This window comes from Mesorhizobium waimense (assembly GCF_003601975.1).
In the GTDB taxonomy this organism is placed as follows: Bacteria; Pseudomonadota; Alphaproteobacteria; order Rhizobiales; family Rhizobiaceae; genus Mesorhizobium; species Mesorhizobium waimense.
The window spans coordinates 187923-201581 of record NZ_QZWZ01000006.1 but is presented as its reverse complement, the minus strand read 5'-3'; the positions used below and the strand labels follow the sequence as shown (position 1 = coordinate 201581).

The following is a 13659-nucleotide window of genomic DNA, read 5'->3' as shown; positions in this document are numbered from 1 at the left end:
ATCGGCCATTGAGGTGACTGTTGCCACTGGAGGGCGCGGTTGCGCCATTTGCGATCACCTGACAGCCCGTCTGACGCGCCGGTCTGATGGAGCCGCTGGCGTCGACGCATCGCCTCTCCGCGTCATCGTTTCGCGCCACCGGATAGGCGCTTCGGGTCGGGGGAAGGCTGTCGAGGCCTCGGAGTGGCCAGCCGGGTAGATCACGCTCCAGCCTGTGCGTTTCTGTATCTGGCCAGGACGAGCCGGACGATCTGGATCAGGTTCAGCGCGATGAAGAACACGTTCCAGGCGACGACATTCAGCATCGGAACCGGCTGGCCGTAGAAGTAGACGGCAAGGCAGGTCGCTGCGGTGACCGTCAGGATACGCAGGCGTAGCATGTCCATCGTGAAATAGGCGGTCACGTAGAGGACGTTTGCCGTGTTTATGAGGATTTCCATGGGTGAGGGTTCACTGAAAGCGATCTGGAGAGGGCGGCGTCCGGCAGTAGCCGGGCGCCGCATTCCGTCAGTCGCCGCCGAATTCGGTCTTGAAGGTTTCGAAATCGATCTGCATTCCGTTGAGCACGGTGCTCCAGTGACGGACATAGGCCGCCTGGGCGACCGCCTCTGCGACCTCCTCGTCCGTTGCACCCTGTGCCTTGGCGAACTTGGTCTCGACCCAGGTGCAGTATTGGCACGGGATCTGCGCCGCTACGGCAAGGTTGATCAGTGACTTCACCTTCGGCTCGAGCGCATTGTTCTTGTCCGTCAGAAGGCCCTTGGTCATTGCCCACGCACCGGCGACCGCCGATTTCGGATAGGTCTTGATGTGGTTGGGCACGACACCGAACGTCGCCTCGATGTCCTTGTAGGTGTCCTCGACTGAAGGCAGTTCCTGCGCCGCGGCGAAGGAAGCACCCAGCAGGGTTGCGGCGGTGACCGTCGCGATTGCAGACATCTTTCTCATAGTCGTTTTCCTTGTCATCGCTCTTTGATCGAAGGGGGGTGGCCCGTCTTCGCGCGCCCTTCACACTGCGAAGCGGGGAGCCGCCCGGGTCTTGGGGCCGGGCGGTACCTGGTCTGGGATTGCGAGGCCTGCGATGCCGTTTCAGTCAGCCAGCGATCCCGCGCCCGATGTCGAATCGCGTCAGGCCGATATCGTTGAGCTGAGCATCCGAAAGTGCGTGCAGCATCGAGGCGTAGCGGCGCGCGCGGCGCTCGGAGAGCATAGTCGTTGCGGCGTCGATTGCCGCGCGTGCAAAGGTCTTTTTCATTGTCGTTGTCCTTGTCTTCACTCATTGGTCTAGGAGCGAGGGATGCGGCGGCGCGTCAGCGCCGCACCTCGAAGATGAGGTTGAAGGGCGTTTCCGCGGCGCGGCGGAAATGCGTGAAGCCCGCCTTGCGGAACACTTCGGCCAGGCGCGCCTGGCCTGCCTGCGCTCCCAGCACCATGCTGCCGCCCTCCGAAATCGCGTGCGCGCAACAGATCAGGGTCGAAGCCGAGTAGTAGAGCTGCGCCACCGGCGAGAGGTTGTCCTTGACGTGGTCGTGCGCGAAAGGCTCGACCAGCAGCACCGTGCCGCCGGGCGCCAGCGTTTTGGCCGCATGGCGGGCGGCCGCAACCGGATCGCCCAGATCGTGAAGAATGTCGAAGAAGCAGATCAGGCTGTAGGGTCCGTCCGGATAGTCGTCGGCCCGGGAAACCGTATAGTCAATCCGATCCGACAGGCCCGCTGCCGCGGCGTTTTGCCGGGCCTCGTCGAGCGAGGCGGGATGGGTGTCGAAGCCGTGGAAACGTGAGTTCGGAAACGCCTCGGCCATCAGCAGCGTCGAGTGGCCGTAGCCGCAACCGACGTCGGCGACCTCTATGCCGGCCTCCAATTGTTCCACAACGCCGTCCAACGCCGGCAGCCACTGGGGCACGAGGCTGGCGCGGTAGCCGTTGCGGTAGAAAGCCGCCGAGCCGCATGAAAGCCGCCCGTCATGCTCGCCCCAGGCGATACCCTTGCCGGTACGGAAGGCTTCGAGCGTCTTCGGCTCGTCGAACCACATCGACGCCGGCACGTTCCATGCGTGCGGAATGTAGACAGGACTGTCCTCGTCGGCCAAAACCATCGCCTGTTCGGGCAAGAGTTCGTAGGTACCGCTCAATCCGTGGTATGCGATGTAGCCGCCAGCAGCCTGCGCGTTCAGCCATTCGCTCACGTAGCGCTCGGCGCAGTCGGCTCGCGAGGCGATTTCCTGTGCGCTCAGCGGGCCAGCGTTGGCCATGGCCTTGTAAAGCCCGAGTTTGCTGCCAATGCTGACCATCACCCCGGTGTAGCCGGCGGTCAGGTCGCCGATGGCGCGTGTGGCGAAGGCCTCGAGCCTCGCCTCGTCGATCTTTGGTGTATCCAGCATCGTACTTTCCCTTCGGGCGTTGAGTTGCGTTTGGATGCGGCTGTGGTGTAGGCCCTTGGGGAGTCTGCGTGACAGAGCCGCTATCGCCCGCAATCGGTCCATTCGTGCCATGTCGGGCGCTTTCTCGTCGCGCGGCGCGAAAGGTCGCGATGTCCAGACAGGCGAACCAGAACGGATCGGTCCCGCTGCAGGTCTGCCTCGTGGCGCTGCCGGATGCCGTCATTTCGACACTGGCCGGAATCTACGACGTCATGAACGGGGTCTCGATGATGGGGATCGCCAGCCCCGGCGCCGAACATCCCTTCAAGGTGGAGATCGTCGGCGAACAGGCAGGTCCGTTGCGATTGGCCAGCGGCGTCCCGATCGACGTGCAGCGCACGATCGATGACATCACGACGTGTGCCATCGTCATCGTGCCGTCGGTTCTGCTGAAGCCGGGCGGATGGGAAACGGGCCGCTACCCACGTCTGGTGGACTGGGTCAAGCGCATGCACGATGAAGGTGCGAGGCTGTGTTCCGCCTGCTCTGGGGTCTTCCTGCTGGCCGAGACGGGGCTATTCGACGGCCGGGACGCGACCGTCCATTTCGGCTACGCGAGGGAATTCGCGGCTTGCTACCCTGCCGTACCGATCCATCCCGAACGTGTGCTGGTGATCGCTGGCCCGCGCGAGGATTTGGTCAGTTCGGGCGCGTCGAACACCTGGCACGACATGGTGCTTTACCTGATCGCCCACCACGTCGGCGCGACTGTCGCGCAGGAGGTCGCTCGCATCGCGCTGCAATGGCATCAGGACGGACTTACCCCCTACATGATCTTCGAGGGCAGGAACGACCACGGTGACGCCGAAATCCAGAACGCGCAGGAGTGGCTTGCGACCCACTTCTCGATCGCCAATCCGGTCGACGAGATGGTCAAGCGGTCCAAGCTCGCCGAACGTACCTTCAAGCGACGTTTCGCCGATGCGACGGGCCTTGCGCCGCTCGCCTACGTACAACGTCTGCGGATCGAGGACGCCAAGCGGCGGCTGGAGCGCACCGGTTCGCCCGTGGACGAGATCAGCTGGCGCGTAGGCTACGAGGACGCCGCATTCTTCCGTCGTCTGTTCAAACGCACCACCGGAATGACGCCCGGCGCCTATCGGCGACGGTTCCAGATACCGCAGTTCGCTCGCGGGTAGCCAATCCCGAAACACCCTAACCTTACGCTGGCGGATGGCCTCCGGAGCGTAGACCACGTAGAAGCTGGAGACGGCTTTCAGCGTGGTCGAAAGGCCCACCAGCCTGCCTGTGGCGAGGTCGGCTGAAACGAGCATGGTGCGGTCGAGCGCCTCGCCTTGCACGGCTAGCGGCACAGCGTGCGGGTTCAGCCTAGAAGGTTGCGCGCCGTGCGCATGAATATTCTGGATCCGATCGGGATCAGGTCGTCTGGAAAGTCATAGTCGGGATTGTGCAGCGCCGGGTAGCGCTCGCCGGCGCCGAGGAAGAACATGGCCGACGACGCGTTGTGGCCGAACACGCCGAAATCTTCCGAAGCGCGCATCGGCAGGGCTTCCTCTGTGCGTGGCACGCCTTCTTCGTCGAGCGCGCGCTGCAGATGTTCCACAGCATCCGGCGCGTTGACGCTGGCAACGAAGATCTCGTGGTAGTCGTAGCGGGCGGAAAGGCGATGCTCTCCCGCGATCCTCGTGGCCAGCGCTTGCGCGGCAGCGCACAGGTCCGCCATACGCTCGTCGCGCCTTGTGCGCAGCGTCGCCCACACTTCCGCATTTCCCGGCGCAATGCCGAACACGGCTTCGCCCATCAGCGCATGGGTGACGGTCACCATACTGAAGTCGTCGTCGGCAAAGGTTCCGTGCCCGAGCGCGGGCAGTGCCGGCATCAGCTGGCTCACCGCCATCATTGGCGAGACGCCCGTTTCGGGCATCGACGAATGCGCGGTCTTGCCCTCCAGCAAGATCCGCATGCCGCGTGAAGCACAGTTGACCACGCCGGGTTTGATACGCACCTCACCGAACGGCACACCGGGCAGATTGTGCAGCGAGAAGGCGAAATCCGGCGCGATCTCGGAAAAGCGCGGATCGGCGACGACGCCGGCCGCGCCATTGCCGGTTTCTTCCGCCGGCTGGAACATCAGCACGACGCGGCCGCGGGCAGGTCTTTCGCGCCCGAACTGGCGGCCAAGCGCGGCGAGGATCGCGGTGTGCCCGTCATGGCCGCACATATGCGACTTTCCCGGCACGAGCGATGAATGAGAAACGCCTGAAAGCTCTTCAATGGGCAGCGCATCGAGTTCCGACCGGAACAAGACCGTCGGTCCGGCTTTGCCGCTTTCATATACTGCCGCCACACCGTGGCCACCCAATCCGGTCAGCACATTGTCCGGCCCTGTGTCGGCGAGGAAGTCGACAACCTCGCTCGCGGTCTTCTCTTCTTCGTTCGAGATTTCCGGATGCTGGTGCAGCTTGCGGCGCCACGCCGTCAGCTCGACAATGTCTCGATTGGTCAGGGTCATGTTTTTTAAGCTCCGCTTAGAGCAGTTCCAGGAAGAACGCGTAGCGGTTTTCCGTCCGGAATTGCGTAAAAATAAATACTCTAGCGCTGCCGCCTCCATAGCACGCGCAATTTGACAGTGCGTCGGAACTCGATGCCATCACCTGCATTTTCGAACCAGGAGGACAGCGCCGTCCGCCTTGCCAGCGGGCAAGCGGCAAAAAATCACGGCCCCTTGCAGATCGGCACCGGCTGTGGTGGCGGTGCCGGATGATCCTTCTTGTATTGGGCGATCATCGGCTCGAGGGTTTTTCGCGGCCAGAATTTCGGGGTGCCGATTTCCTTCAGGCAGGATGCGTTCCAATAGGCGCCTGCTTTCGCGACGGCGGCGATGTCGCGCGATTCCGGATAGATGTAGAGCGTGGTCGGGTTGTTCTTCACCATCGCGATCATCTGCCGTGCATCCGCCGACGACCAGCTGGTGCAGCCATTGCTGCGGCCGCCGGCATAGTCCACCAGCTTGCCAAAGGGCACGTAGCCGTCATGGTCGGCGTAGGAGCTTTTCGGGCTTTTGCGAAGGCACATTCCTCTCAGCACCTGCGCCGCATGCCCGCCGATCACCCGCTGCCTGGCGTTCGCGGCTTCGCCTTCGCCGTCGAACTGTATGAAGGTACGCAGCAGAACAGCGTCCTGCTTCGCGCCGACGCGGTAATAGCCTTTGAACGAGGTTTTCGCCTCGCCGGTCATATAGGCGCCGCCCGCAGTCAGTGACGAATCCAACGCATTGCCGAAGTTTTTCGCGCAGCGTCGTCCGTTCGCGAAGTTCACGACGCCTTTCAAATTGCGGCCGCTGCCGTGACCCGACGAAATCGCACGAAACGACTGCTCGGCTTCGCAGATGACGTAGTACCGGCGCCCCAGCACGCCATTGCCCATATCGCCAGGGCGCGTCGCATCCATGGCGAAGTAGCAGGGGTTTTTGACGGCGCCCTGGCCCACCTTCTTCAGGTAGAGCGCGCGGGCCCGCTCCAGCACCACCTGCGCGATTTGACCATCGCCGGCGCCGACATGGGCCTGCAGCCAGGCAGGGACATCAGATCGTGCGGCGAAAGATCGAGCCGACGCGGTCAAGGCGATGACAGTGATGAGGAGGCCGAGGATGCCGACGATCCCCAGAGAAACAGATCTCAACCGCACCGGGTCAATTCTCCTGCCAAAGCCGTTTTTCGAATCATCGCGGCGTTAGCATAAAAGGCCGCGCACCAATCGGCGAAACACTTCTGGTTTAGCCGCGTCATCGATCACAGCGCCAAACTCCCCTGCTCCGCCTCCCCGGCGTTGGGGTCGCCCGGCGCCGTTGCCCAGGCAAGTTCGACCAGCGTCACGGTGCGCCGGCCGGTGCCGTCGAGCTGGCAGACGATGAGGCCCTGCTCCTCGATATAGGTCAACAGGCGCCGGGCACGGCGCAGCGAGTGCGAGCCATAGGCGCGGGCAATCGCGGCGTCGCTCGGGCAAGGCCAGCCCTCCTTCGCCGCACGCGCGATCATCATGAACACGCCCTGCATATCCTCGGGAAGCAGCGAGGCGCGGACCGAGACGTCCTGCCAGGCGTCATCCTGCGCCACATCCGAGCCGAGCCCGGCGCGGGCGCGCGTCAGCATGCGGCGGAATGCCGGCAGGTCGGGCACGACCGAGGCGAGGCCTTCGATGCGGCAGCGGACGACGAACTCCTGATAGAGCACGCCGATCACGCGAAAACCCGCATCGGGCTCGGCCAGAACGGCGCGCAGGACACGGTCCACCCGCTCGCGGCGCTCCGCCAAATCCTCGGCGCTGATCGGCGCCTCCGCCGGTTCGGGCCGGATGTCCAGCGCCGCCGACTTCGCCGCCATCAATTGATCAAGCAGGTCCGGCGACGCCGCGCGGCGCTGCGGCCGCACAGGCTCGGGCGGCGGCGCGGCCAGGATGATCGCGCGCGCGTCCTCAAGGGCTGCCTCCGGCAGCGGCATCAGCCGCGGCGTGCCGTTGCGCGGACTTGTATCGGTCGGGCCGATGCGCAAGCCCAGCGGACGCCGCGACAGCGCCGGGCCGAGCGCCATGAATTGCCCGCGCTCCAGGTCGCGAAACGCCTCCGCCTGGCGCCGCTCCATGCCGAGAAGATCGGCCGCGCGCGCCATGTCGATATCGAGAAAGGTCCGGCCCATGAGGAAATTGGACGCCTCGGCAGCGACGTTCTTGGCAAGCTTTGCCAGCCGCTGAGTGGCGATGATGCCGGCCAGGCCGCGCTTGCGGCCGCGGCACATCAAATTGGTCATGGCGCCGAGCGAAAGCTTGCGCGCCTCATCCGAAACCTCGCCGGCGACGGCCGGCGCAAAGAGCTGCGCCTCATCGACCACCACCAGCATCGGATACCAGTGGTCGCGGGCAACCTCGAACAGCCCGCCGAGGAAGGCAGCGGCGCGCCGCATCTGGTTCTCGGCGTCGAGCCCTTCGAGATTGAGCACGGTGGAGACGCGATGGATGCGCGCCCGCTCGCCGGCAGCCTGGAGGCCACGCTCAGTATGCTCCTCGGCATCGATCACCAGATGGCCGAAACGCTCGCCCAGCGACACGAAATCGCCTTCGGGATCGATGATGGTCTGCTGCACCCAGGGCGCGCTCTGTTCAAGCAGCCGGCGCAGCAGATGCGACTTGCCGGAGCCCGAATTGCCCTGCACCAGCAGGCGGGTCGCCAGCAGCTCCTCAAGGTCGAGCGCCGCCGGCGCGCCCGCCGTCGTGTGTCCCATCTCGATCGCAACGGTCATGTCGACTCAAGGCTCTCCTTCGCAGACGGGCTTATCAACCGCATGGCAGCCCGTCGAGCGCGCAAAGCCGGCCGCTCCGCGTTGCGCACAGCTGTGCGAAAGTTGTCTCCCTGATCTCCTATCCCGCCAGATCGACGTGGTGGGCGCCGTGCGGCAGTGGAATGCGGCCGATCCGTTCCAGTGACGGCCGATCACCCCTGGCAGCATCGCCCTTGACGACACGAAAGACTTCAAGCCCGGCACCGGTTTCCGGGCCTGTGCCGTCATGGCCCTGGAAGACGGTGGCGAGGAAATGGTCCCCGGTCCGGTCGAAACTGCCGCCCTCCGGCAGCGAACCCTCGAACGCACAATCGGCGATCTTGGCGATGCCGCCGGTCGCCGGATCGAAGCTCAAGAGGCTGACGGTGGCGTGGCGCTGGAAGCGGGCGGATCCGGGTGGGAAAGCGGTGCCGCGCATGTTGACGGTTGCCACCAGCCGGCCATCCGGGCTGATGGCGATGCCTTCGGCCGACAGATCGGTCTCGGTCCGGGCGACAAGTTCGTGGCGAGTGGCTTCGGCCGACACCTCGGGATCGGAAAGCCGCACGACACTGACTGTCGATGGCGTCTTAGGGATACGACCCTCGAGACTGGCAGCCGTGAAATTCCGCCCCCAGTTGGAGGTCAGGTAATGGCGCCCGTCCGGCGTAAAGCGACCGACGAAGGGATCGGCGCCGACCTCCACGCCGTTGCCCCAGCTGCGCAGGCTGGGCGCGCCATTCTCGTCGCTGACCTCGAAGAAGACGACGCGGTTCTGGCTGTTGACGTTGACGGCAATGAATCGGCCGCTCGGATGCCAATGGACGTTGGTCGCGGTCACCCCGCCGCGGGGCGCTGAGGCCGATCCGGAGACCCCGAGATCGGCGAGATCAAACCGGGCGACCGGTCCGAAACGACCCTCGGCATAGCCGATGATCTGGACGAAACTTGCCTCCGGGGTGTTCGACACCACGGCAACGCGGCGCCCATCGGGGCTGACCGACAGGCCTTCGGGAAAGGCGGCGATCTCGGCCATGTCCGCCAGGCGAGGCGCGGCGGCGTCCGACAAGTCGACCGCAAACAGGCGCCGCCCCGGCGGCAGGTCGCGAACGGTGTCGCCTTCTTCGGGGCGTTCGCCCAGCCTTTCGGTGACGAAGGCGGTTTGTCCATCCTCGGTTATCTCGAGGATTTCCGGCGCCGCCGTCACCGAATTGGAGATCGGCAATGCACCCGTCACCATTTTGCCGTTGGCCATGGACAGGACCGTCAGCGTATCGCGAAAACCGGCCTCGCGAGGCGAAAGCCGTCCCGTCGCATAGCTCTGGGCGACAAAGTCGCCGTCGGAAATCACGGCGATCCGGCTCGCCGAAATTCGGCCGGCAAGGTCAAGCGACTGCGCCGCCGCAATCGACGGCAAGCCGGCGCCTAGCGCGGAGGCGAGTGCGAACCGGGGGAAGATAGACCTGATCATGGATGCTGTTCCTTCTTCTGGTCCCGCTGAAACCCCTTGCGTTGCCCGAAAATATCCCTGGCGCTGATTGCCATCCAATCGGAATGTCATCGCCTGTGATAGGATATCTGCATAAGGAATGATGATGGACATTCGCACCCTGGCCTGTTTCGTCGCTGTTGCCGAAGACCTGCATTTTCGCCGCGCGGCCGATCGGATGAACCTGACCCAGCCGTCGCTCAGCCAGCGCATCCGTGCGCTGGAGATCGAGATCGGCGCCGAGCTGTTCGAACGGGACCGTCGCGGTGTGGCGCTGACGCCGGCGGGCGCCGCCTTCCTCGGCCCCGCCCGCAAGGCCGTCGAGCACGCCAATGCCGCCAGGACGCAGGCGCTCAGGGCCGTTCGCGGCGAGGTCGGGCGCTTGCGGCTCGGCTTCACCGTCATTGCCTTCTACGGCGTCCTGCCGGAGGCGGTGCGCATGTTTCGCACCCGCTATCCCGATGTCGAGGTGGATCTGATCGAAATGAATTCGCCACTGCTGGAGGCAGCGCTCGCGGCCGGCGAGATCGACCTCGGCGTCTTGCATCCGCCGCTGTCGACGCCGGACCTGATTACCCACATCCTGCCCGACGAGCCGCTTGTGCTGGCACTTCCGTCGGCGCATCGGCTTGCCGGGCGAGCGACGATCCGCGTGGCCGACCTAGACGGCGAGCCTTTCCTGCTGGCACCCCGCGGCATTGGCCCGAGCATCTATGACCGCGTGATCGCTCTGTTCCAGGCGGAAGGTCTCAGTCCCCGGATCGTCCAGGAAGTGACACCGATGACGACCCTGGCCGGCCTGGTCGCGGCGGGCGCCGGCCTGGGTTTCGTCACTGCCGGCATCGCCCGGGTGGCACGGCCAGGCGTCTCGTATCGCCCGGTTAGCCCGCGGCCACCGTCCTTGCCGATGGCGGCCGCCTGGCGCGAGCCGGCACTGTCGGCCAGCGGCAGGCGTTTCCTCGAAGTGGTCAAGACGCTGATCGAAGCCTCTGGTCCTTGAACCTTCCTGGCGGAAGGTTTGCACCTGGGCTGGATCACTGGTCGGACCACCATTTCGCTGGCGGAAATTGCCGTTCGGCGTATCATCCTTTTCGGGAGGGTTCATGGCAGGAGGAAGCCAATGAACGTCGTGTTAAACGTGCCTGTCATCGACATGACGGCGCAAGAACTTGTTTCTTCTGCGCTTTCAAAATTCCGCGCCGGCGACACCATTTCGACCAGGGCGGCAATCGAGGCGATCCGCCGGATCAGCCCGGCCTGCGAAGACAGCGACGACGATCTCGTCGAACTGATTGTGATGGCGGCAATTGGTAAGACCATGGGGGTGGTGTTCGACCACCGAACCCACTGAGCAATTCCAGGAAAAGTGCCTGGCGGAATTGCGGAAAGCAAAGCGAAGCAAATCCAGGAAAGTGCGTAAAGCAAAGCCGTTCACTGGATGGGAACGATTAGCGTGTTGCGCCGTTCGATTCGTTGGAATCGAGGAGTGGCGTCAATGCGTGATGAACAGTTCGACGTTCCCATAATCATCGAAACTGAACGAACAGGACGGCTCCTGACCGTGACCGGGACGGTCCAGGCCGCCTCGCTGCTGGTCGACAAATGGCCGCAAGCAAAGCGCGGCCCGAAATACCGCTCGGCCTTGAAAGCGATGATGGACGCAATGGAGCAGCGGCGGGCGGTTGGCACCGCGCGGCGCGCATTCACCGCTGCCGCCAGGGAGGCGCATGTTTTCGTCGGCGAAGGCCGGCACTAGCTTTGCGTGGATAGACGCCTGGGAACTCCTGGAAATCTTGCTCGTTATGCTCTCGGTTGAAACGAGGGACACAGTCATGGCCGATGACAAGACCAGGACCGACAACCGCGACCGTTCGCAAATGACCCGTGACGAGGACTATGAGGTCCGGCATTTCGCCGAGGAGGCGGGCATCACGCCGGAGCAGGCCCGGACACTCATCAAACGGCATGGCACCGATCGCAAGGTGCTGCACGAATTGGCCGAGAGCATCAAGGGAACGTAGGGCTGATCGGCGGCGACGCTGCTAGTGCAATTCCAGGAACGGTTTTCCGTCCGGAATTGCGTCAAAACAAAGAGTTAGAGCAGTTCATCGTTTCCGTGAAACGGTGATCCGCTCTAGCTGCCCAACGGATGCGGCAGATAGCCGACAAAGCCCGCTATCTTCCAGCGGCCGCCAACCTTCGTGCAAAAATAGAGCGTCTGCCATTTCAGCCGGTCGACACTGCCATCAGCCTTGGCGACGGAACCGTTGAACTTCTTGTGCAGCACCGCGCGGTCGCCATCGACATCGATGTCGCGCATGTTGGTGACCCGAAACAACGCCTCGCGCAGCGGCTCGGCGAATTCTGTCGCAGCAGTCTCCTTGGCCTGGCGCAGCCATTCGTCGCGATAGACGGCAAGCGTCGGGAACTGCAGGCGCCAGGCGTCGGCATCGCTGAGGAAATGCGCATGCATGCCGAAGAAGCTTTCGGCGACGAAATCGTCCTCGACCATCGACCAGTCCTGGCCAAGGAAAGCATCGATGTCGCGCCGCACCAGCATCTCCCACAGCGCGTGACGATCGGCGTCGCCGGCCGGAAAAGGGTTCTTGTCGAAAGTCATTTTTTTCTCCTGGCTCGAAACGCGCCTGCAGGCACCGACCCCGCTTCACCAGGGGTGATCGCATTCAGCCGTGGCGGGCGCAAGATGCTGGGCCGTCTGCAACAAGCGGCATGCATTTCGAGAATGTTGCTTTCCAGCCGGGCCTCTATGAGGATCGCGCCGATAGGCGTAGAGGGTCGGCAGCGTGCGACCACCTGCCAGTCCGAACAGGAGTTTTTCTTGCCCAAGCAGTGTTTTGGAACATCCCATGTGCCGCTCTCGCCCGCCGTGCGGGCCGGCGACTTTATCTATGTCTCGGGGCAAGTGCCGGTCGGCAGCGACGGCGTGGTGGTCACGGGCGGCATCACCGAACAGACCGAGCAGGTGCTTTCGAACATCAGGTCGGCACTGGCGCTGGCCGGCTGCACCATGGACGACGTCGTCAAGACCACTGTCTGGCTTGAGGATGCGCGCGATTTCGGCGCTTTCAATGCGGTCTATGCCCGGCATTTTCCGAAGGATCCGCCGGCGCGCACCACGGTCGAATCGAGGCTGATGATCGACATCAAGATCGAGGTCGAAGCCGTCGCCTACCGACCGGTCTGACCGGACACTGCAACGCAACGGAGGCTGGCCGATGCAATTCGATCTCCTGGTAAAAGGTGGCCGCGTCATCGATCCGGCCTCCGGCCTCGATGCGCCGCGTGATCTTGCCATCGCCGATGGCAGGATCGCGGCGATCGATGCCGCCATCGATGCCGAACACGCCACTCGAGTCATCGATGCCAGGGATTGTATCGTCACCCCCGGCCTCATCGACGTGCATAGCCATGTCTACTGGGGCGGCACCTCGCTCGGCGTCGACGCCGACCGCCTTGCCGCCAAGAGCGGCACCACCACCTTCGTCGACGCCGGCAGCGCCGGCGCCGGCAATTTTCTGGGCTTTCGCCGCCACGTCATCGAGCGCTCGAAGGTCCGCATCCTCGCCTACGTCAACATTTCCTTCGCCGGCATATTCGGCTTCTCGCAGACAGTTTCGGTCGGAGAATGCAGCGATCTGGGGCTTTGCGAGCCGCGCGAGACGGTGGCGGCGGTGCGCGAGCACGCCGACGTCGTCGTCGGCGTCAAGGTCCGCTCCGGCCGCCATGCCGGCGGCACCAGCGGCATCGCCCCGGTCGATCTGGCGCTCGAGGCCGCCGACAAATCAGGCCTGCCGCTGATGGCGCATATCGACGAGCCGCCGCCCGGCCGCTCGGAGGTGCTGCCGCGGCTGCGCAAGGGCGACATCCTCACCCACTGCTTCCGGCCGTTCCCGAACGCGCCGGTCTTTGCCTCGGGCGCGGTACGCCCCGACATGCGGCTGGCGCGCGAGCGCGGCGTCATCTTCGACATCGGCCACGGCATGGGCTCGTTCGACTTCGAGGTGGCGAAAGCGATGCTCAGGGACGGGCTGGCACCAGATGTGATCAGCAGCGACGTGCATCTCTACTGCGTCGACGGTCCCGCCTTCGACATCCTCGTCTGCATGTCGAAATTGCTGGCGCTCGGCATGCCGCTGGTCGAGGTGCTGCGCGCCGCCACCCAGCGGCCGGCACAGGCGATCGCCAGGCCCGATCTCGGCACGCTGAAGGTCGGCGGCATCGGCGACGTCGCGGTGCTCAGGCAGGTACCGGGGCGCTTCACCTTCATCGACGCGGTCGGCGCCTCGCTGATCGCCGATCAGCGGCTGGTCTCGGATGGCATCGTCCTCGGCGGCAAATGGTGGCCGAACGAGACAGCCGGCGACATCAGCGAGACGGAGCGTTTCGAAGCGCACGCCCACCGCACCCATGTCGAGGTTGCTGCTCGGCATTTCGGGCGATGATTAGCCAATCTCCC

Annotated in this window: 16 protein-coding genes; 7 read left to right on the top strand and 9 right to left on the bottom strand. The window is 64.3% G+C overall.

Annotated elements, in window-relative coordinates; translation table 11 throughout:
- Positions 1–200: 200 nt before the first annotated feature.
- From D3227_RS10380 to D3227_RS10365, 4 genes are all read right to left on the bottom strand, one after another.
- Positions 201–440 carry a hypothetical protein gene (locus tag D3227_RS10380; RefSeq protein ID WP_120014018.1) on the bottom strand — a complete coding sequence of 80 codons (240 nt, stop codon included), beginning with the start codon at positions 438–440 and terminating at the stop codon, positions 201–203.
- A gap of 67 nt (positions 441–507) precedes the next feature.
- On the bottom strand, positions 508–948 hold the full coding sequence (locus D3227_RS10375; protein ID WP_120014017.1) for a carboxymuconolactone decarboxylase family protein: 441 nt from the start codon (positions 946–948) through the stop codon (positions 508–510).
- A gap of 145 nt (positions 949–1093) precedes the next feature.
- Entirely contained in the window at positions 1094–1255 is a 162-nt protein-coding gene (locus tag D3227_RS10370; protein ID WP_120014016.1) for a YjiS-like domain-containing protein, read from the bottom strand.
- 55 nt (positions 1256–1310) lie between these two features.
- Positions 1311–2381: a class I SAM-dependent methyltransferase gene (locus tag D3227_RS10365; protein ID WP_120014015.1), complete on the bottom strand. Its 1071-nt coding sequence runs from the start codon at positions 2379–2381 to the stop codon at positions 1311–1313.
- Between the two features lie 149 nt (positions 2382–2530).
- On the opposite strand from D3227_RS10365, the gene D3227_RS10360 reads away from it, so the two are divergent.
- Positions 2531–3559: a GlxA family transcriptional regulator gene (locus D3227_RS10360; RefSeq protein WP_120014014.1), complete on the top strand. Its 1029-nt coding sequence runs from the start codon at positions 2531–2533 to the stop codon at positions 3557–3559.
- A gap of 185 nt (positions 3560–3744) precedes the next feature.
- Here D3227_RS10360 and D3227_RS10350 read toward each other — a convergent pair whose 3' ends face one another.
- From D3227_RS10350 to D3227_RS10335, 4 genes are all read right to left on the bottom strand, one after another.
- Complete coding sequence (locus D3227_RS10350; protein ID WP_120014013.1) at positions 3745–4893, bottom strand: amidohydrolase; 1149 nt, start codon at positions 4891–4893, stop codon at positions 3745–3747.
- Positions 4894–5096: 203 nt separating this feature from the next.
- On the bottom strand, positions 5097–6068 hold the full coding sequence (locus tag D3227_RS10345; protein ID WP_120014012.1) for a hypothetical protein: 972 nt from the start codon (positions 6066–6068) through the stop codon (positions 5097–5099).
- A 104-nt stretch (positions 6069–6172) separates the two neighbouring features.
- On the bottom strand, positions 6173–7675 hold the full coding sequence (locus tag D3227_RS10340; RefSeq protein WP_120014011.1) for a helicase HerA domain-containing protein: 1503 nt from the start codon (positions 7673–7675) through the stop codon (positions 6173–6175).
- A gap of 118 nt (positions 7676–7793) precedes the next feature.
- Complete coding sequence (locus D3227_RS10335; RefSeq protein ID WP_120014010.1) at positions 7794–9164, bottom strand: lactonase family protein; 1371 nt, start codon at positions 9162–9164, stop codon at positions 7794–7796.
- 124 nt (positions 9165–9288) lie between these two features.
- Here D3227_RS10335 and D3227_RS10330 point away from each other — a divergent pair, with 124 nt between their 5' ends.
- From D3227_RS10330 to D3227_RS10315, 4 genes are all read left to right on the top strand, one after another.
- On the top strand, positions 9289–10182 hold the full coding sequence (locus D3227_RS10330; protein WP_120014086.1) for a LysR family transcriptional regulator: 894 nt from the start codon (positions 9289–9291) through the stop codon (positions 10180–10182).
- 18 nt (positions 10183–10200) lie between these two features.
- Complete coding sequence (locus tag D3227_RS10325) at positions 10201–10533, top strand: hypothetical protein (RefSeq protein WP_245451721.1); 333 nt, start codon at positions 10201–10203, stop codon at positions 10531–10533.
- Between the two features lie 144 nt (positions 10534–10677).
- A complete protein-coding gene (locus tag D3227_RS10320; RefSeq protein ID WP_167480660.1) occupies positions 10678–10938 on the top strand; it encodes a DUF982 domain-containing protein in 261 nt (86 codons plus the stop codon).
- A 76-nt stretch (positions 10939–11014) separates the two neighbouring features.
- Positions 11015–11203, top strand: coding sequence for a DUF3606 domain-containing protein (locus tag D3227_RS10315; protein ID WP_120014085.1), 189 nt, complete (start codon positions 11015–11017; stop codon positions 11201–11203).
- A 113-nt stretch (positions 11204–11316) separates the two neighbouring features.
- On the opposite strand, the gene D3227_RS10310 is transcribed toward D3227_RS10315, so the two are convergent.
- On the bottom strand, positions 11317–11802 hold the full coding sequence (locus tag D3227_RS10310; RefSeq protein WP_120014007.1) for a hypothetical protein: 486 nt from the start codon (positions 11800–11802) through the stop codon (positions 11317–11319).
- Between the two features lie 219 nt (positions 11803–12021).
- On the opposite strand from D3227_RS10310, the gene D3227_RS10305 reads away from it, so the two are divergent.
- A complete protein-coding gene (locus D3227_RS10305; protein ID WP_120014084.1) occupies positions 12022–12387 on the top strand; it encodes a RidA family protein in 366 nt (121 codons plus the stop codon).
- A gap of 31 nt (positions 12388–12418) precedes the next feature.
- A complete protein-coding gene (locus D3227_RS10300; protein ID WP_120014006.1) occupies positions 12419–13645 on the top strand; it encodes an amidohydrolase/deacetylase family metallohydrolase in 1227 nt (408 codons plus the stop codon).
- The last annotated feature ends 14 nt before the right edge of the window (positions 13646–13659 follow it).